13 protein-coding genes and 1 tRNA gene are annotated in these 15,405 nt (G+C 35.1%); 11 read left to right on the top strand and 3 right to left on the bottom strand.

What is annotated here, in order from left to right; all coding sequences use genetic code 11:
* Nucleotides 1-84: 84 nt before the first annotated feature.
* Nucleotides 85-2,322, bottom strand: a complete 2,238-nt coding sequence (locus AC59HC_RS12160) for a CocE/NonD family hydrolase (RefSeq protein ID WP_496558671.1) — start codon at nucleotides 2,320-2,322, stop codon at nucleotides 85-87.
* A 257-nt stretch (nucleotides 2,323-2,579) separates the two neighbouring features.
* Here AC59HC_RS12160 and AC59HC_RS12155 point away from each other — a divergent pair, with 257 nt between their 5' ends.
* From AC59HC_RS12155 to AC59HC_RS12140, 4 genes are all read left to right on the top strand, one after another.
* Nucleotides 2,580-5,543, top strand: a complete 2,964-nt coding sequence (locus tag AC59HC_RS12155; RefSeq protein WP_343638741.1) for a tetratricopeptide repeat protein — start codon at nucleotides 2,580-2,582, stop codon at nucleotides 5,541-5,543.
* A 3-nt stretch (nucleotides 5,544-5,546) separates the two neighbouring features.
* On the top strand, nucleotides 5,547-6,038 hold the full coding sequence (locus AC59HC_RS12150) for a hypothetical protein (RefSeq protein WP_062675232.1): 492 nt from the start codon (nucleotides 5,547-5,549) through the stop codon (nucleotides 6,036-6,038).
* Nucleotides 6,039-6,073: 35 nt separating this feature from the next.
* A complete protein-coding gene (locus AC59HC_RS12145) occupies nucleotides 6,074-7,837 on the top strand; it encodes a porin family protein (protein WP_202838621.1) in 1,764 nt (587 codons plus the stop codon).
* 60 nt (nucleotides 7,838-7,897) lie between these two features.
* Nucleotides 7,898-7,969: transfer RNA gene (locus AC59HC_RS12140), tRNA-Arg, on the top strand.
* Between the two features lie 92 nt (nucleotides 7,970-8,061).
* On the opposite strand, the gene AC59HC_RS12135 is transcribed toward AC59HC_RS12140, so the two are convergent.
* Nucleotides 8,062-8,265, bottom strand: coding sequence for a hypothetical protein (locus AC59HC_RS12135; RefSeq protein WP_482399204.1), 204 nt, complete (start codon nucleotides 8,263-8,265; stop codon nucleotides 8,062-8,064).
* Between the two features lie 130 nt (nucleotides 8,266-8,395).
* Nucleotides 8,396-8,656, bottom strand: a complete 261-nt coding sequence (locus AC59HC_RS12130) for a helix-turn-helix transcriptional regulator (RefSeq protein ID WP_202838700.1) — start codon at nucleotides 8,654-8,656, stop codon at nucleotides 8,396-8,398.
* A 1,370-nt stretch (nucleotides 8,657-10,026) separates the two neighbouring features.
* Here AC59HC_RS12130 and AC59HC_RS12125 point away from each other — a divergent pair.
* The 7 genes from AC59HC_RS12125 to AC59HC_RS12095 all read left to right on the top strand — a co-directional run bounded on the left by AC59HC_RS12125 (nucleotide 10,027) and on the right by AC59HC_RS12095 (nucleotide 15,358).
* Complete coding sequence (locus tag AC59HC_RS12125) at nucleotides 10,027-10,596, top strand: hypothetical protein (RefSeq protein ID WP_496558670.1); 570 nt, start codon at nucleotides 10,027-10,029, stop codon at nucleotides 10,594-10,596.
* A gap of 89 nt (nucleotides 10,597-10,685) precedes the next feature.
* Nucleotides 10,686-11,954 carry a phage tail-like protein gene (locus tag AC59HC_RS12120; protein WP_202838702.1) on the top strand — a complete coding sequence of 423 codons (1,269 nt, stop codon included), beginning with the start codon at nucleotides 10,686-10,688 and terminating at the stop codon, nucleotides 11,952-11,954.
* Nucleotides 11,955-12,072: 118 nt separating this feature from the next.
* Nucleotides 12,073-12,510: a transposase gene (locus tag AC59HC_RS12115; protein ID WP_202838703.1), complete on the top strand. Its 438-nt coding sequence runs from the start codon at nucleotides 12,073-12,075 to the stop codon at nucleotides 12,508-12,510.
* 12 nt (nucleotides 12,511-12,522) lie between these two features.
* On the top strand, nucleotides 12,523-12,849 hold the full coding sequence (locus tag AC59HC_RS12110) for a helix-turn-helix domain-containing protein (protein ID WP_202838704.1): 327 nt from the start codon (nucleotides 12,523-12,525) through the stop codon (nucleotides 12,847-12,849).
* Nucleotides 12,850-13,186: 337 nt separating this feature from the next.
* Nucleotides 13,187-13,729, top strand: a complete 543-nt coding sequence (locus tag AC59HC_RS12105) for a peptidoglycan-binding protein LysM (RefSeq protein ID WP_202838705.1) — start codon at nucleotides 13,187-13,189, stop codon at nucleotides 13,727-13,729.
* 203 nt (nucleotides 13,730-13,932) lie between these two features.
* Nucleotides 13,933-14,478, top strand: a complete 546-nt coding sequence (locus AC59HC_RS12100) for a peptidoglycan-binding protein LysM (protein WP_202838706.1) — start codon at nucleotides 13,933-13,935, stop codon at nucleotides 14,476-14,478.
* Between the two features lie 334 nt (nucleotides 14,479-14,812).
* Entirely contained in the window at nucleotides 14,813-15,358 is a 546-nt protein-coding gene (locus AC59HC_RS12095; RefSeq protein WP_202838707.1) for a peptidoglycan-binding protein LysM, read from the top strand.
* Nucleotides 15,359-15,405 lie beyond the last annotated feature (47 nt).

The raw sequence follows: 15,405 nt of genomic DNA, 5'->3' as shown, positions 1-15,405 counted from the left end.
TTAAGAATTTTTATCAGTAAAGAATGAAATGATTTATTGTTGTTTTATCACATGAAGTCTGCTGAAACTTGTTTAAAAAGGTTTTTAATCTTTATAAACAGGGACTTCCACATAACTGTCATTGTACCATTTTATTTCCAGCGGTTCCCCTGAATCCTTTATCGTTTCTTCACTTACGTCTTTGCCAGATCCATAATTAATCTGCCAGTTAGGATTTTTATTGACTCCGACCAACAAAAGGAGTTTGCTTCCTTTCTCTATCTTTTTACTCATAACATACGAGTTGTTAATGGGAATCTGTTCTGTCTTGCCCGGTTCAAGAAGCTGTCGTTTTTGATTGTTTTTTGCATAGCTGGCTCTCACGATATGAGTGGATAGTAAATAGGTTTTTCCATCAGGAGAAATCTGGTACAGATAGGTATCCGTATCAAAATCTTTTTTATTGATCGAAACATTGAAAACTCCTGACAGGTTTCCACTCATGATCATATCCTTGTCAAGAATTTCACTTTCAAAAGCGACAGAATTAGTCATTTTGATACTGTCTTTTTTGCTGACCTTGTAATAAATGTCTTTCTGATCCCTGTTTTTAAAATCAATAATTTGAGTTGTAAAATTTCTGGTTTCAGGTTTATTAAAGACTGAAGACGTATTTTTTTTGTCCTGAAGGTAGAATTTCAAAGAAGAATTATGCATTTTGTCAAGATCAGCAACATGTTTCCATGTATTCGTATTCATGACCTGAAAATTAATTCTGTCTTTCAGTAGTTCAGGTTTTTTTCCTCCTTTAAGAATATAATCAAACCATGAGAAAGCAAGATCATCGATGCTTATTCTGGCCACCGGATCAATAGGACTGCCATTCACGTAAGTAAATCCGAAACTTTGTGCACCGCCGTGGTTATAAGGGCCTATTACCAGATAATGATCTGCGTTTTTATTGTATTGATGATGCTGTTTAAAATAATACAGTGCGCCAATCTGATCATCATCATAATATCCTGTCGTGGTAAGAACAGGAATGTTAATTTTAGAAAAATCTTCTTTGTAAGGAATCATTTTCTGCCAGTACTCATCATATCCCGGATGATCCAGCCATCGCTGGAATATTTTGCTGGGTTTCCCGCTTATTTTATCTAACGACCTGAATGATTTCCCGCTTTTGTACCATTTTGTAAAAATAGAATCCCATTTTACAGCATTGGTAAAATCTGCTTCATCTGTAAATTTGTTATTGGTCACATATTGTATCCACTGAAGCATATAGCTCATAAAGATATTATTCTGAGCCGGATAATCAATCCCGATTCCCACGGCAACCTGAGGAACAATCGTCTTTAATGCCGGATGCACTTTTTTTACGGCTGCCCACTGGCTGAAGCCTAAATAACTTCCTCCGATCATTCCTACTTTCCCGTTGCACCAGGGCTGTTTGCTGACCCAGTCTATCACTTCATAAATATCTTGCGATTCATGCTCAAAAGGATTGTTCACATCATTGCTGTTTCTCTTGCCTCTCGTATTCACAACAACCCCTACGTAATTGTATGTAGCGGCTCTCTTTCCAAAGAAATCATCAATGGGACCTGCATAGATATTATTGGTTAAAATAACAGGAAGTGGCAATGTGTTTTCCTTTCTGCGAACAATAGTGACTGATAAGGTATTTCCATTGATCTTAAGATCTTTCGTTTCAATAATGAATCTTTCCTTGTCTTTTGAAGCCAGCAGCTGCATGACCTGAGGTTTGATGCTGGAGTAGGTTTTATAATTCAGATAATTTTTACATAGAGCCAGTGCCGTTTTGTAATCGATGCTGTCCTTATCTTTTTGTTTATCAAGGAAATTCTTCAACAGTTTTCTGGATGCGTTCACATCTCCGTTAAGAGCGAGTTCCAGTCTTGGAATCAGTTTTTCCGGAAGGCTTTCGTATTTTTGATTAAATACTTTTTGAAGGGCATTGGAAAATGAGGTATTGTTTTCTTCTTGCTCCATTTTTGCAAGGGCATACAGTTCAAATCCGATGTATCTGTAGTCTCCCATATTGTGATCCGCAAAGAGCTTACGGTTTTCGAAAAGGGAGGCCAATGAATTTTTATAATCATGAGCCACCAGCTGCAAGCGGAAAAGATTATCCATAAGGTCAACCGTATTTTCAGGTTTATACTTTGCAGACTGAAGGAGGGGAATCACTTGTTGCGCAAGTCCTGGAATCTGTTTTTCCAATATAACAGAGTCATTTACAGCTGTCTTGGGAAAATAAAACTTTTGTGCCTGCAGAAGGTTTACAAAAATTAATGCTAAAAGAATCTTAAATTTCATGAGATGGTGTGTTTATGGTATGTTTTTAGCTGCTGTTGAAAAAGTATCAAATTAAAATATGTTTTTGATAACTGTTTATTAAAATTGTTTATATTTTATCAAACGAAAGTAGTAAATTTTATCATTGGATGGTGAGAAAATTTACATTGTTATCAAATAAGAATTAACTGTCATTAACACTGTTAAAACTTGCTTAAACAATAAGTTTTTAATATTTTCGTTAACTTATTTAGACTAATTTTCTTATATCAAGAAGAATGAAATCAAAAAAAATACTTTTAGCGGCTGCGGTCATCTATTTCGGAATCTCCGATGCTCAACAGTCCCAATATTTTACCCAGAAAGAAAATTACAGGTTCAATCTAGCCGAAAATCTTTATCAGACCAAAATATACAACGCTTCCCAGTACGAATATGCAAGACAATATTTCTACAATCAGAATTTGTCCCGTTCGAAAAAGGAAGGCGCCCAGTTTTTTGATAATGTGATCGGTGTGATTCTTCAGAAAAATCATGCTGAAGAAGGGTTAACGGCTTTCATGAAAGAATATCCTAATTCTGCTTATTTTGCTCAGGCTAATCTTCCACTGGCAGATTACTATTTAGCAAAAAAAGATTTCGATAAAGCGCTGGAGACTTTGAAAAAAGTAAACCAGTATCAGCTTTCGAAAGAGGAGAATACCGAGTATATTCTGAAGCTTGGATATGCAAAATTCATGACGGGTGATTCTAAGGGAGCTACTGATGCCCTTGAAGAAGCTTATAAATCAGCAGATCAGTCCCAAAAAGGAGATATTGCTTATATGCTTGGGCATTTGTATTACAGCAACAGACAGAATGATAAAGCTTTCCAGTATTTTGATTCGATAAAAGATCAGGATAAATTCTCAAAGCTGGTACGTCCTTATTATGTACAGATGTATTACAATGATAAGAACTATGATCAGGCTATTACAGAAGGAACAGCTTTGTTGAACGAAAATATTTCAGATTCTTATAAAGCGGAAGTTCATAAGATCATCGGGGAGAGTTACTTCATGAAGAATGATTACACCTCTGCGTATCCACATTTGAAAGATTATCTGAATGTACAGCAGAATCCATCTGAAAACGATTTGTATGAGATGGGATTTGTAGCAGCACAGCTTAAAAAATATGATGAAGCGGTTTCTTATTACAACCAGCTTCTCAACAGCAATTCTGCTTTGGCCCAGAATGCTTACTACCAGCTGGGAAATGCTTATCTGGCTGTAGATAAAAAACAGGAAGCTCTTTCCGCATTCCGTTCTTCTTATCAGATGGATTATGATGCAAAAGTGAAAAAGCTGGCCCATGAGCAGTACGCTAAACTAAGTTACGATATCGGTAACCCGTTTGAAAGTCCTTCAGCGGTGATCCAAAGTTATATCAACGAAAATCAGGATGGTGCCAATGCCACAGAAATGAGGTCATTACTGGTGAAATCCTATCTGTATTCCGGAAACTATAAAGAAACGCTGAACGCAATCGACAGATTACAGAGTTCGACTCCTGAGATCAACAAAGTAGACCAGGAGGTTTCTTATTTGTTAGGGACTGAAGAATTCAACAAAGGAAATTATGATGAGGCCGAGAAATATTTCTTAAGAAGTCTTGGTTTTAATATCAATAAAGAATTCAACAGCAGAGCTTTATACTGGCTGGCACAGGTATATTATCAGAAAGGAAATTATCCATCTGCCATTGTTCGTTATGAAAAGCTTCTTACGGAAAACTTCCCTGAAAAGCAGCAGCTGCCTTATGATTTGGGATATGCCTATTTTAAATCTAAGAAATTTGATCAGGCGGCTACTTACTTTAAGCAGTATCTTACCAATCCGAAACCGGAATTTAAAAATGATGCAGAACTTCGTCTTGCAGATATCCATTATGCCAACAATGATCTGAACGAAGCCATTGCTATCTATGATAAAAACGAAGATGCTACGGATTATACTTTGTATCAAAAAGCAATGGCTCTGGGATTCAAAGGAGATACACAGGCGAAGATTAACAACCTTAAAAATCTTTTATCAAAATATCCGGATTCCGAATATTATGATGATGCTCAGTACGAAATAGGAACAGCCTACGCTGCTCAGGATGATTTTGCCAACTCTAATGATTATTTCGGAAAAGTAATTAAAGGTTCTTCCGACAAAGATCTGATTGCGAATGCTTCTATCTATAGAGCGCAGAATTACATCGATCAAAACCAGAATGATAAAGCACTTTCCGAATTGAAATCTTTGGGTGAGCAGTATAAAAATACGGCCTATGCTCAGAAAGTAGTTCAGGCTGCAAAACCTATCTTTACGAAAAACGGAGATGTTTCAGGATATGAAACTTTCGCAAGAAATATTGGAGTAAATGTAGATGCTGCTGAAATTGATGAGATCAACTTATCTACAGGGAAGCAGTTGTTCGCGAAGAAAGATTATAAGAATGCAATTTCTTACTACGAAAAGTATCTGACACAGAACCCGACAGGGGAAGGATTGTACCAGGCTAAGTACGAATTAGGAGAAAGTTATTATCAGACTAACAATTCAACCAAAGCTTTACTTGTGCTTCAGGAAGTTGCTGGAATTCAGAATGATTACCAGGATGATGCGCAAACTCGTTTAGCTCAGATCTTCCTTGCACAGGGGAATACTGCTGAAGCTAAAAAGTACCTTGAAGGCATCAAAAATTCTTCCAACATCAGCATTAAAAACTATGCAAATGTGGAATTGATGAAACTGTATGCGGAAGAAAACAATTTCTCAGAAGCTGAAAAATTAGCCAATGCAGTAATCGCCAATTCTAAAAACTCTGCAGCCGTTATTGAAACTGCGAAAGTGATTAAAGCAAGAAGCCTGATGAACTCAGGAAAAGACAAAGATGCACAGGCTGCCTATTCTTCTCTTGAAAAATCATCGAATACTTCGGTAGCTGCGGAAGCTTTATATGCAAAAGCCTATTATCAGAACAAAGGAAAAGCTTTCAAGTCTTCTAATGAGACGATCTTTAAGCTTGCCAATAATTATGCATCAGAAGAATTCTGGGGAGCAAAAGCTTTGGTATTGATGGCTAAAAACTATATCGGCCTGAAAGATAACTACCAGGCAAGTTATACCTGTGATCAGATCATTGCAAACTATAAGGATTTCCCTGAAATTGTTGCAGAAGCAAAAGAAGTTAAAAAACAGATTAAGAAATAGTACATGAAGGTTTTTAAAATTACCATATATTCTTTTTTAATTTCTGCTTCACTCTGGAGCTGTATTCCTTCATACAGTGCCTATCCAAAAGAGTATAACCACGCAAAAGCTGACTTTCAAAAACAGAAAGCTTTTGTAGTGAATAAGGATCTTAAGAAAGAATTTGAGATTTTAAAACATTCTGATATTTATGAAATTGTAGAAGACAGTACCAATGTATCTAAGATAACACTGCATCCGATGAAAACCTATACTCCTCCTTGCGGAAACCCAATGATTGGAAGTATGATTACAGTCGGGTTACTGCCTTCAGCATTTCCTTATGATATTGTTTACAGTTATGATGTAGCTGAGAATAGTGCAACAAAAAATTATCAATACAAATTACAAGTTTATCAAAGCCTTTGGCTGTTTAATATATTCAGACTGGGGAGAACTTTTTCAAAACAGTCGGGGAAAGCTTTATTAGGCAGTTATATTGCTTCCAATAAATAAAAGCCCGTTATATATTTTTTTCAAATAAAGAAAATATGAACAAGAAAATTCAATTATTATCCATATTATTTTTAGGGGTTTCGTCGGTGGCGTTTTCCCAGATCAAGGAGGAAAAGCTGGTTCTTAACAAAAAAAGAGAGCCGGAAGTGAAGAAGATCGAGAAGAAGAAAACTTCTGTGGAAACCATTAAAAATTATCCGCCGGAAGAGAAATCGCAGACACCTGTGAAATATACCATCACAGATGTTCCTGCTGTTTCAGATTTCAAAACTTCAACGATTCAGGGGGAGGACGTAGCACCTAAATTTGACGGAACTGCTCAGAATAATTATTTCCAGTTCGGAATGGGTAACTACGGGAAAATCCTGGTAGATGGAAACGTTTCAAAAACTCTTGAAAATAAGCTTGAAGTAGGTGCAGATGTTCATGTTCTTTCCACCAATGGTCTTAAAAAAGATTACGACTGGAAATCCGGGCAGACTTCAGCGAATATCGCCGCTTTCCTCAACTCTTACGGTGAAAAAGGAAAGTTCAACCTTAATGCTGAATATGGCTTAGATAGCTATAATTATTATGGGATCTACGCTATGCAGCCTACCGGAGAGCTTGATCTGAAACAAAAAGTAAATCAGTTTAAAGTAAACGGGTATTACGATTTTTATTCCAACGAAATCTTAAATGATGTAAGGGTAAAATCATCATTCCTGAAGGATCATTTTGATGCTCAGGAAAATCAGGTGTCTATTCTTGCCAATTTCTCCAAACATGCTGTTGAATTAGGTAAATCAGGAATCAACCTGAATGCTGACCTTGGAGTAGGATTGGATGCGGTAAAGACAGATTTTGCCATCAGGGATAAAAACTCTGCTAACTTCTTCAATACCAGCCTGACTCCGAAAGTAACTTTCAGAAAAGGAGACTCTTATTTGACGTTAGGATCTTCATTCTCTTTCCTGAATGCTAAAAATTCCAACGATCAGCTAGAGCAGCAAAAAAATAATAAAACCTATTGGTTCCCACAGGCAGAGTTTCAGTTTGCCGCTGCTAATGAATTTAAATTCTACGGAGGGGTAGACGGTGGTTTGAAACTGAATACATACGGAGATATGTTACAGACGAATCCATTTATCCTTTCTGACCAGTTTTTAAAGCCCACAGAGACTAAATATCGTTTTTATGTAGGATTGAGAGGGGACATTGACGAAACGCTGAAATACGACTTCTCTGCGGGTTATGGAAAAATGAGAGATATTATGTTCTTTAAGGCCAATGATCTTTTCGATAACAACTCTGTTAATCGTTCTGCCTACAATTTTGCCAATACATTCTCTGCAGTGTATGATGACGGAAATGTAAGCGATATTAAGGGTAGTGTGCAGTATTTCCCATTGGCTAACCTTATTTTAGACGGAGAATTGAGGTTTACCAAGTACGATCTTAAGGCTTACGACAACATTTATAACGTTCCTTTGTTCAATGCGAGCATCGGGGCAAAATATACGATGCTTGACAAGAAGTTATTACTTGGATTCAAAGGAATCTTTGCAAGTGACAGAACTACAAACTCTTATGCGATAGAAGGTATAGGTGATCCTAACATAATTTACCAGTCTACAGAGAATACAAATGATAAAGTTGGAGGGTATGCTGATTTAAATCTTTCCGCAGAGTATAAAATTCACAAAAATTTCAGTATTTTCGCACTCGGAAATAATCTTCTGAGCTCAAAATACCAGACGTACAAGGGATATAAAGTCCTGGGTGCGCAGATTCTGGGAGGCGTGAAAATTACTTTCTAAAGTATAAATGATAGGTAATCAAGCATTACTCATTACTTATCATTCATTACTTATGAATACGGCTGCATAGTTTAATGGATAGAACTTCGGATTTCGGCTCCGACAGTGAGGGTTCGAATCCTTCTGCGGTCACAAAGACGGACGAAACATTTTTTTTAATGTTTTGTCCGTCTTTTTTTGTTTGCAAACTATTGTTATATGTAAGATGTAGGGTAGTGCAAAATTTAATTTGGTGTCCGAAACGCATTTTCTTCAAACTCAAGTTTTTCCGCTAAAATCGACTGTTTTGTTTCTTTATTTCCTTCTGAGTATAGCTTTGATGGATTCGGTATCACTTCTAAAACTTTTTCAACCCAATGTTTTATTTCCAGGTCTTTTCTTGGCATCTTCTGATTTTGCAATTCCATTTCTAAGCTATCAGGCTCCATCGATCTTTGTTGGGTGAACTCATTCTCAATATGAGAAAGCCATCATATTCCAATTTTTTCAAAAGTGTAGAAAATTCTTTTTGAGCTTTTATTGATTTCTAATAAATAACTACTGCTAAAATAAGGGAAATTAGAAAGTATCTATCCATTTGTAAAGATCTGTATCAGAAGAGATTCCAAATGATTTCCTCAGCCTGCTTTTCCTTGACTGAACTGTACGTATTGAAATATGATTGTATTCCGCAATATCTTTTGTAGTGAAATTCAGCTTGAGAAGAGCACATAGTTTAAACTCTTCTGATGTAATTTCCGGATTTACATGCATGAGGTTTTCATATAATCCGGGAAATGATTGTTTTATTTTTGGTATGAACGCGATGTCGTCATTCATAGCCATTTTTACAAGATTTTCTAAATCTATATCGTCTTTCTTATCCAGCCTCGTACGTATATTAGCAATTATATTCTGGCTACGAAGGACTTTTCTGTACAGCTCCAAAACAGTAAAATGTTTTAGCAGAATAAAATATCCGAAAATTGCAAACCATATAAATACTTGTAAAAAAGTAAAAAGTCTCTGATTTCTTGAAAATTCTAAATTTCCGGCATTTTTAATCCTGAATATTCTAAAATCATAATAATGGCTTATGAGAAATAAAACAAACGCCGTAGCAAAAACAGCTATAATATACTTTAATTTTTTCTTTGTGTTAAAAATAAATAAGGAAGTCATGAGCAGCAAAAAATAATATAATGACAAGCCATTTTCAAAACCTGAAGTGGATGAAAAGAAGAAAACCAATAGCATAGCAAGCTCTATAACAATAAAGCATATCATGATATTTTGCCGGGCCTTAGTAAAAAAGAACAGAATAAGAAAAATACTGCCTAGCACAAACAATAACAAAAAATAGCCCTCAAACCCAAACAGCAAATCTCTGAATCCGCTTACAAGTAAAACTATTCCTATAGAAAATGCGAATAAATTTAATATTTGGGCATCTAGACGTTCAAATCTGTCAGCAGTGGGATCAATATGCAGATTCTGTATATAATTCCAAATTTTACGTAACATTGGTCATAAATATTTGTTAAAAGATACTACTTATTTGTAGTTGAAAATTATTTCTGTAAAATTAATTTTCCATAAAAATGTAAGCTAAAATATACCAAGTGATTAAGTAATGTTAAATCTTTATAGCGGCCTGTACATAATACTGAAATTAGTAGGTCAGAAATTGTAGTTTTAAATGCTCTGAATGTTTTTTACTACAAAAAGGTAAACTATATCATCTGCCATTTTTAATACCATAATAAAAGTCATAGTCATATTTTTGTAGACACCCCACACAATTTCATTTATATTTTATCCTCAACGGATTTTTTAGACTATTGGTTTTCTGTTTTTTTATCTGCATCAGGTTTTGAAAATGGTTTGTCATTGTGTTGTTTTTTTGGTTCTCAGAACTTCATACAAGGTTAATGGTAATTGAATATTATCAGATTTCCATTTGCGTAGCACAGGAATTTCTGGTTTTTAATGCTGTTAATTAAATGATCTATTATTGTTTATTGTAATGTATTGAAAATTAGAAAATTAAGTGTGTTTTGTTCTTTTGGTGGTATCTATGCCGTATATTTTACCGTGTTGATAAGGTATCTGTAGCGTATGGTATTTCTTTATTTAAGCTTAAAATAAGATCAATTTTACAGCTCAATTCCAATGAGGTGAAAATGTATTTTAAGAATAAGAGTTACAATATGACAAAGGCATCAGGTATGCTTCTTTTGCTTTGCTCTTTTTGTAAGATATATGCTCAATTATATATTGGAAAAAGTTGTGATCTCTATATTAAAGACAGTATTATTATTTCTTTGTTAGAGAGAAAAGATAGTCTGGTTTCATTATATATTAAAGCCAATACTAAAGTGCATAACCTGCAGCAAATGTCCAATATCAAGATTGTTGTACTTTCTTCTTCTTCTTACTTACCAAAAACACAGCAGAGTTCTTTTAGTAATACTATAAAAAAAGCTAAAAAAAAGCAAGAAGAAAAAAGAGTTTTAAAATTGATTTCTGAACAGAAAATCTCCAGAGCTGAAAATGGTAAGTCTACTATCATTTTTTATGGAAAATCAGAAGATATTGCTATTATTATAACCAACACGTTGAAAGAAAAACAAGGAATATTACATAGAAATCATAAGATATTTATCCTGTACGAAAAACAGTTTTGTCCAGAGCAATCTCTTAAAACCGATGTGTACGAAAGGGCTTTTCTGGCAGGACTACAAATTCGGTCTCCTCCCTCTTTCAAAATCATTTTATAGCAAAATAACAGGAACACAAATTCAAAATATAGTACTATGGAAAAGAGTACTCATAAGACTCTTTTCCGTTTTCCAAATTATCAAACAAAATGAAAAATAAATTTTATACAATTCTTGCCTTAGCGTTTGGCACATTAGCTTTCGCTCAAGTAGGCATCAATACGCAAAATCCACAAGGGATATTCAATATCGATGGTGGTAAAAATAATGCTGTAACAGGAACTCCAACGGCCGCACAATTAGCCAATGATTTTATTGTAACCAATTCAGGATCTACAGGTATTGGTGCAATTCCCGACGCATCTGCTATTCTGGAGCTTAATGTAAGTCAGCTTGCATCGGGCAGCCAAAAAGGGTTTTTAGGTCCACGAGTAGCTTTAACAGTATATAATGATGCGTCTACAATACCTAATCCTGCAGTTGGCTTATTGGTTTACAATCTGGGAACTCAGTCTACTTTTACCTTTAAGGGATATGTTTATTGGGACGGAACCCAATGGAGACCTTTGGATGGGCGCTCGTTACAGTCGGGAACGATAAGCGGTTTGAGATGTACTGACGTAACACTAAGCCCGCTTACCTATACCGCCGGAACTCCTTATCAGGGTACCATGTCGATTCCTTATTCAGGAGGCAATGCAGGAATATATGGTCCACAAACAATAGGACCTGTCAATGGTCTTACCGCAACACTTCCTCAGGGTAATTTTGCGCAAGGATCAGGTACTTTAAATTATACTGTTTCCGGAATACCAACAGTATCCAGCCCCAATACAACAACATTTCCCATTTCGATAGGAGGGCAGAGCTGTAGTGCAACAGTAGGTGTTGGGAAAGTACTTGCACCTGGAGAGTATCAGTTCTTTACTTATACATTACCGGCGACGTATATAGGATTGCTGAGCACACAGGTTGGCGGTACTTATGATGCTATTTTAGGAGGAAAGTTAAAATTGGATCTTGATTTTAATGCAAGTTCCAATCAGGGTTCAGGAGCCGTTACCTACAATCCACGTTTGGTAAATGCCTCCAGTTCTAATATTAAAGTATGGTATTCGGCATTATCGAGCGTAGACCGCTTCCGCCGCTCGAACGTTTTATTAGCGCCTGGAGGTTATATGGAAACGGATAATGGAATTTATCTTAACTGGGGAGACAATATGAATAGCAGTTCTACTCCTGTAACAGCTACAAACTCCAGTGATAATTCTCAGGAGATAGAAACGGTAGATGTAATTGTTGACGGAATCTGGTATAGAGTAATCGTTTTTGTTTCTGTAGATAATTTAAATGATACTGATCCCAGCAATAATATCCGACGTGTCTTTATGACAGCACAAAGAATGTCATCCTATTGATATGAAATGATAAAATAGAACGGATGAGCTCACCTTAAATTCATTGTATCCGGCAGATGAATTCCGTCTGTCGGTTTATAAATACCCTTCAATTATAAGATTCTAAAAACACGGACTAATGAATTTTAAAGAGATTCCAATAGGGACATTGATTGAAAAAGAAGTTGCAGAAAGCGGGATAGAACTATCCCGTATCTGTAGCTTTATGAAATGTACTGAACAGGAAATAAAAGGAATGTACAAATCTTCAAGTATAGAAACAGAAAATCTGTTGAAATGGAGTAAATTATTAGAATATGATTTTTTCAGGCTGTATTCTCAGCATTTGATATTGTATGCCCCATCAATAGCAGGTAAAAGCATAGAAAATAGACAGAATAAAAAGCCAGGCTTACCTCAGTTTCGTAAAAATATTTACACAAGGGAAATCATTGATTTTATTCTGAGACAGATAGAATCAGGAGAAATGTCAAAGGCTGCAGTAATAGAGCATTATAAAATTCCTAAAACAACTTTGTATAAATGGATATATAAGTATAAAAGCGAAATAAATTAAATACAACATTTTATGGAAAAAATAGTTCCCGATTATAAAAGAATTTATAATGACATCATCGTAAAAGAGTTTCCGGAAAAAAGAGATTCCTGTCAACGATTATTAGAGAAAGAAAGTTTATCCGTTATGGATATTATGGAACTTAATGAAAAAATTTTTGGGATTCCGGATAAGGAAACTTTTGCTGCCAGTCAGAAGCATCGTTCATTTATGAAAAAGGATATACTTAAAATGCTTGATTATCAGAAAAAAAATAAACTTAATAACACTCAACTCGCCATTCACTTTAAATTAAGCCCAAACACAGTAACCAAATGGAAAAAGAGTTTTTTAATATAAAATGTTTTATAACAAACAGATTGGTTAACAAATAGGTACTAAAGATTAAATAAGGAGTCCTTTTATGGTAATGATGGTCGGAAGAAAAATCTTCCGACTTTTCTATTTTTTGACGTGTTTAATCGAATTTAAAATCACTTATTGTTAATTAAATTAATTGATGTTTGTCTTGTATACTTGCAGTTTATAATCAATTATTTATACTGCTTTAAGATGGCAGATTCTTTATATAATACACTCAACAATGAAAAAAGTCTTGGTAATGTCATATAATGTTATTAGCTTTATAATGAATTCCGAATGACAATATTATTACACCTCACTAAATTTATTAATCATGAAAAAGCAAATCTTTATCGTTGCGTTGTCTCTGGGAACAACCGCCTTAGGAACCCACCGGGTTATGGCACAACATTCAGAGCATGTGAGTACATCAGTCAATATTATTTTATCAGATGTTATTGCAATGGATATTGGCTCTGCTGCTTCAGAAGGCGCTGTAGATTTTAATTATGGGAACACAAAAGATTATAATTCATCAAAAAATGTGACCGTTCCCAATAGTTTAGTCATTATTTCCTCTAAAAATTTTGATGTAAAAGTAAAATCTGAAGGTGCACACTTTGTAAGTGGCGCAAATGTCATTCCTGTAGATATATTACAGGTAAAAGCAATACCAGGCGGAAGTATGGTGGGAACCCTGAATGAGGTCACTTTATCTCCAAATGATCAGGTGCTGGTGAGTAATGCAGGTTTAGGTACCAAACAGTCTTTAAATATTGCTTACTCTATTTCTGCGGAAAATGCATCCAAGGTACTTTTAGGAAAACCACAGGGAACTTACACACAAAAAATAACTTATACTGCCACTGCATTGTAAGTCAATACCAATTTTAAATAGAAAAGCCCTCGATACTACAAAAGTATCGAGGGCTTTCTCATTTATCATATGAATAAACCTTGTAGTGATTTTACTACATGAACTTCCTTTTTCCACTACAAAGAAACTTTTAGTACCACTATAAATTTGCAGTATACAAAAGATAACAATTAAGTAAAAAATAACAATAAAATATTACCATCATGAAAAAGCAAATCGTAATCACAGCCTTAACTTTTGGAGCAATGATACTGGGAACTAATAATGTTCAAGCTCAGAATACAACCGCAACTACAACCGTAAACATCACCCTGAATGATGTGATCTCTATCGACGCAGGAAGTACAGCCATTGGTAATACGGTAGATTTTAACTATGTTACTGCAGCAGACTATAACTCTGATCAGACAATTACTAAAGCCAACTCTTTAAAAGTTACTTCCACAAAGAATTTTAATGTTAAAGTAAAAGCAGGAGGGGCTAATTTTATGAATGGAACGAATTTAATCCCTGTCAATGTTCTGACAATCAAAGCAGCTACAGCAGCCGGAACCATGGGCGGAACAAAAAATACTGTAGTTTTATCTGCAACGGATCAGAATTTAGTTACCAACGCTCCTCTTGGAAGTGCCTTAACATTGAACCTGGACTATACTATTCCAGCGGCAAAATCATCATCTTCTGATATTTTAGGTAAGCCGGCCGGAACTTATACTCAAACAGTAACGTATACTGCAACAGCTTTATAAATTAATTTTTCATATTAATATTTTGTGATTTGGTGTTTCGAAGGCTTCCTCAGGGGGCCTTTGATTTGGTATGTATTGAACCGAGATAGCTAAAGTTCAAAATCCGGTAATTTATATTACGACAGCTTTATAATAGAAATAGCAGTAATTTATATATGCCCTCAACATTTTCTAAGTTTTGAGGGCTTTTTCATTTATCATATGAATAAACCTTGTAGTGATTTTACTACACGAACTTCCTTTTTCCACTACAAAGAAAATTTTAGCACCACTATAAATTTGCAGTATACAAAAGATAATAATTAAATAAAAATAACAATAAAATATTACTGCCATGACAAAACTAATTACAATCACAGCCTTAACTTTTGGAGCAATCCTATTTGGAACTAATAATGTTCAAGCTCAAAATACAACCGCAACTACAACCGTAAACATCACCCTGAACGATGTGATCTCTATCGATGCAGGAAGTACAGCCATTGGTAATACGGTAGATTTTAACTATGTTACTGCAGCAGACTATAACTCTGATCAGACAATTACTAAAGCCAACTCTTTAAAAGTTACTTCCACAAAGAATTTTAATGTTAAAGTAAAAGCAGGAGGCGCTAATTTCATGAACGGAACGAATTTAATCCCTGTCAATGTTCTGACAATCAAAGCCGCTACAGCAGCCGGAACCATGGGCGGAACAAAAAATACTGTAGTTTTATCTGCAACGGATCAGAATTTAGTTACTAACGCTCCTCTTGGAAGTGCCTTAACATTGAATCTGGATTACACTATTCCAGCGGCAAAATCATCATCTTCTGATATTTTAGGTAAGCCGGCCGGAACTTATACGCAGACAGTAACGTATACTGCAACAGCTTTATAAATTAATTTTTCATATTAATATTTTGTGATTTGGTGTTTCGAAGGCTT

Source organism: Chryseobacterium sp. DZ-32 (assembly GCF_059587025.1).
The sequence above is the reverse complement of the archived record's forward strand: the minus strand, read 5'-3'. Positions and strand labels throughout refer to the sequence as shown.

Excerpts from the sequence above, each read along its gene's own strand:
- AC59HC_RS12130 (WP_202838700.1), bottom strand. The coding sequence starts at position 8,656 with ATGAATGACGACATCGCGTTCATACCAAAAATAAAACAATCATTTCCC.
- AC59HC_RS12105 (WP_202838705.1), top strand. The coding sequence starts at position 13,187 with ATGAAAAAGCAAATCTTTATCGTTGCGTTGTCTCTGGGAACAACCGCC.
- AC59HC_RS12160 (WP_496558671.1), bottom strand. The coding sequence starts at position 2,322 with ATGAAATTTAAGATTCTTTTAGCATTAATTTTTGTAAACCTTCTGCAG.
- AC59HC_RS12155 (WP_343638741.1), top strand. The coding sequence starts at position 2,580 with ATGAAATCAAAAAAAATACTTTTAGCGGCTGCGGTCATCTATTTCGGA.
- AC59HC_RS12135 (WP_482399204.1), bottom strand. The coding sequence starts at position 8,265 with ATGGAGCCTGATAGCTTAGAAATGGAATTGCAAAATCAGAAGATGCCA.
- AC59HC_RS12115 (WP_202838703.1), top strand. The coding sequence starts at position 12,073 with ATGAATTTTAAAGAGATTCCAATAGGGACATTGATTGAAAAAGAAGTT.
- AC59HC_RS12120 (WP_202838702.1), top strand. The coding sequence starts at position 10,686 with ATGAAAAATAAATTTTATACAATTCTTGCCTTAGCGTTTGGCACATTA.
- AC59HC_RS12150 (WP_062675232.1), top strand. The coding sequence starts at position 5,547 with ATGAAGGTTTTTAAAATTACCATATATTCTTTTTTAATTTCTGCTTCA.
- AC59HC_RS12145 (WP_202838621.1), top strand. The coding sequence starts at position 6,074 with ATGAACAAGAAAATTCAATTATTATCCATATTATTTTTAGGGGTTTCG.
- AC59HC_RS12110 (WP_202838704.1), top strand. The coding sequence starts at position 12,523 with ATGGAAAAAATAGTTCCCGATTATAAAAGAATTTATAATGACATCATC.
- AC59HC_RS12095 (WP_202838707.1), top strand. The coding sequence starts at position 14,813 with ATGACAAAACTAATTACAATCACAGCCTTAACTTTTGGAGCAATCCTA.
- AC59HC_RS12125 (WP_496558670.1), top strand. The coding sequence starts at position 10,027 with ATGACAAAGGCATCAGGTATGCTTCTTTTGCTTTGCTCTTTTTGTAAG.
- AC59HC_RS12100 (WP_202838706.1), top strand. The coding sequence starts at position 13,933 with ATGAAAAAGCAAATCGTAATCACAGCCTTAACTTTTGGAGCAATGATA.